The organism is Anabaena sp. UHCC 0253 (assembly GCF_009712085.1).
Taxonomy (GTDB): Bacteria; Cyanobacteriota; Cyanobacteriia; order Cyanobacteriales; family Nostocaceae; genus Dolichospermum.
The window spans coordinates 463,017-465,734 of record NZ_VILD01000005.1; the positions used below are offsets into that span (position 1 = coordinate 463,017).

The following is a 2,718-nucleotide window of genomic DNA, read 5'->3' on the forward strand; positions in this document are numbered from 1 at the left end:
AATATTTAGTAAATTACAGTAATTAATTGGATAAAATTATTCATTAATTCAAGATAACGTCAGGGAATCTTGGTATTTGAATTGAATATTAATCAAAAAGCTAAAATATTACAGAAGTAAGCAAGCAATTTAGTGAATGATTTACTCCAAGTATAATGGCGATTTATAGTAAATTATGAAATGGCAGTTATTGACACACAACCAACAAGGGATAAACAAAGCATTCACTATAGCTATGTTTACCATTTTCAGCAGTGTTATTTGTATTTCTTGCAGTAATAATCAAGATGTATTAGTGACAGAAATAGGAGTGCGTACCCCAAATCCACAAATAGGAAGAACATCCAAATCCGGGGAATTTTATGTTCAGGGACAAACCCAACATCTTAAAGGTAATTCCCAAGCTGCTATTGCTGCTTATAGTAAATCAATTAGTCTAAACCCTGAATTTGCACCAGCATTTAAAAGTAGGGGATTGGTTTATTTTGATACTGGCAATAAAGAAGGAGCGATCGCCGATTATAATCAGGCATTGCGTCTAAATCCTAATGATGCAGAAACCTACAATAATCGTGGCAATGCTTTTGCCTCTACAGGAGATTATAGAAGAGCATTGGCGGATTACGATCAAGCCATTAGTCTGGCCCCAAAATATGCTGAAGTTTACAATAATCGAGGTAATGCACGTGCAAACCAAGGTGATAAAAAAGGGGCATTAGAGGACTATACTCAAGCGATTCGGATCAATCAGGACTATGCTGTAGCTTATAATAATCGTGGTAATGCTTACGCAGCAAGTGGAGAACCGCAAAAAGCCATATCTGATTATAATGAAGCAATTCGCCTCAATCCAAATTTTGGACCTGCTTTCAATAATCGAGGTAATGCTTATGCAGCAATTGGAGATAAACGAGGCGCGTTAAAAGATTTGCAACGAGCAGCAGCTATTTTTGACAAGGAAGGAAATAAGGAATTATATCAGCAAGCAATGAAGAATATTGAAGAATTGGGTAAGTAATGAGGTTTTGCTTAATCAAGTCGAAACCTAAATGAATTAATGATAATTGACAGTGGACTCCTTATTCTTCCTCCTTCTTCTAAGAAAATGGCTGAAAACCCTGGAATCAAAACCTAAGGGACTTCCAAATAAAACAACACTCAACCACCTAACGCAAAAAATTTCTCAAACCCTCATTCCTCTGCGTTCTCTGCGCCTCTGCGGTTAGTTAATACGGATAATTTATTTTTTGGAAGTCCCTAAAAACCCAAACAGTTTTTAGATTTTGGTGTCTTTAGAAGAAGCAGCATTAGATTTAGGTGCAACCCCCATACAAGCCTTTATTTTAGTTTTATTACCTCAATTAATGCCAGCAATTATTTCTGGCTGTTTACTGGCTTTTGTATTGAGTTTAGATGATTTTTTAATTGCTAGTTTTACTGCTGGAAGTGGTACTAACACCTTACCAATAGAAATTTTTAGCCGCATTAGAACGGGAGTTAAACCTGATATTAATGCTTTAAGTGTGATGTTAATTTCTATGACTGCTATTGTGGCTTTGATAGGGGAATTGATTAGAACTCCCAATAATCCTCTTCTGTTTTGTAATCCTTAACTTTTTTAAGCATTAATAAAGCAAAAATTAACTCATTTTTGCGTATTTCATCTGGAGAATTTTCAAACTGTTCTTTCCAGGAATCCCGTAACTTTTCTAAATCTGTACAATCTAATCCTAAACAATGACTAATGCGATTAGAGACCTTTAACAAGTTATTTTTTAAATCATTACTATTAATAATAGCATCTGCCATAGTAATATAAATATCTTCAAGAATAACAGATTGACCATTATACATTGGAGAGTTTTTTTGATTATTAAAAATTTCTTGCAGTTCAGGAATCATAAAATATGATTCTTTGTGAATTAATCCCGTCACCCAAATGCGATGATTTTTTGCATTTTCTTCATTGACTTGACCTTGCTGATAAAGATTTGAGAAAATTTCCTCCGTGTTAGAGAAATCATAATTATCAATATTATGTGATCCTAAATCTATATCAACAATAGCAAACAATTTATTTGGATTTAAGTAAGATTGTTGAACATCTTCTTCATGTAGTTCAAAAGCTTAAAATAAGTCTGTATAACATCTGGTTTACCTTTACAATTAAAAATATTGGTATATATGTTGTCCATGTAATTGGAACGCATTTTCTATAAAAATAGGCATCGTGCCACTGCTCCATTCTTCCATAATTTGCTACTGTCTTATCGTCTAAAATGCTGCCTTGACCTTCACATAAAACAACAATTTTATTCCTAATCCTTCTATCTCCAAGAATTTTTTTACAATGTTGTATGAGTATTTCTTGATAAGTATTCATAGTGAAATATTATTATCTGATTTGATAAGTTTTGGTTCTAGTTCCCTGACATGAGCCGGTGTAAGTGCCTGACATAATTCATAGGAGTGAGTTGCCAGAATATATTGATTACTAGGAGACCATTGCTCTAAATCTGGAATTATTCGATATTGCCAATCTGGATGAAATCCTATTTCAATTTCATCCATCAGAACAATAGCATCTTCGATTTTATTATATTTTAGCCACATATAAATACTCAATCTTTTTAATTCACCATGACTTAAATCTTCAGGATAAAGTTCAATATTTTTATCATTGGTGTCTAACTTGAAGGTGATTGTGGAGAAATCTGT

General features: G+C 33.3%; 5 protein-coding genes. 2 read left to right on the forward strand and 3 right to left on the reverse strand.

The genetic code is table 11. The features are described 5' to 3' along the window. Positions 1-175: 175 nt before the first annotated feature. Positions 176-1,018 carry a tetratricopeptide repeat protein gene (locus FJR38_RS16430; protein ID WP_168538169.1) on the forward strand — a complete coding sequence of 281 codons (843 nt, stop codon included), beginning with the start codon at positions 176-178 and terminating at the stop codon, positions 1,016-1,018. Positions 1,019-1,286: 268 nt separating this feature from the next. Then, positions 1,287-1,613 carry an ABC transporter permease gene (locus FJR38_RS16435; protein WP_371418226.1) on the forward strand — a complete coding sequence of 109 codons (327 nt, stop codon included), beginning with the start codon at positions 1,287-1,289 and terminating at the stop codon, positions 1,611-1,613. Here FJR38_RS16435 and FJR38_RS16440 read toward each other — a convergent pair. The 3 genes from FJR38_RS16440 to FJR38_RS28605 all read right to left on the reverse strand — a co-directional run. Then, positions 1,573-2,073 (reverse strand): hypothetical protein, encoded by a 501-nt coding sequence (locus tag FJR38_RS16440; protein ID WP_168538171.1) that lies wholly within the window; start codon positions 2,071-2,073, stop codon positions 1,573-1,575. The two genes, FJR38_RS16435 and FJR38_RS16440, sit on opposite strands and share 41 nt — an antisense overlap. A 46-nt stretch (positions 2,074-2,119) precedes the next feature. Further along, the gene (locus FJR38_RS16445; protein WP_168538173.1) at positions 2,120-2,383 is read right to left on the reverse strand and encodes a hypothetical protein; all 264 of its coding nucleotides are present in this window, start codon (positions 2,381-2,383) and stop codon (positions 2,120-2,122) included. After that, positions 2,380-2,718 (reverse strand): AAA family ATPase (locus FJR38_RS28605; RefSeq protein ID WP_168538175.1); only part of this gene is annotated, 339 nt, incomplete at its 5' end. The genes FJR38_RS28605 and FJR38_RS16445, both read right to left, overlap by 4 nt.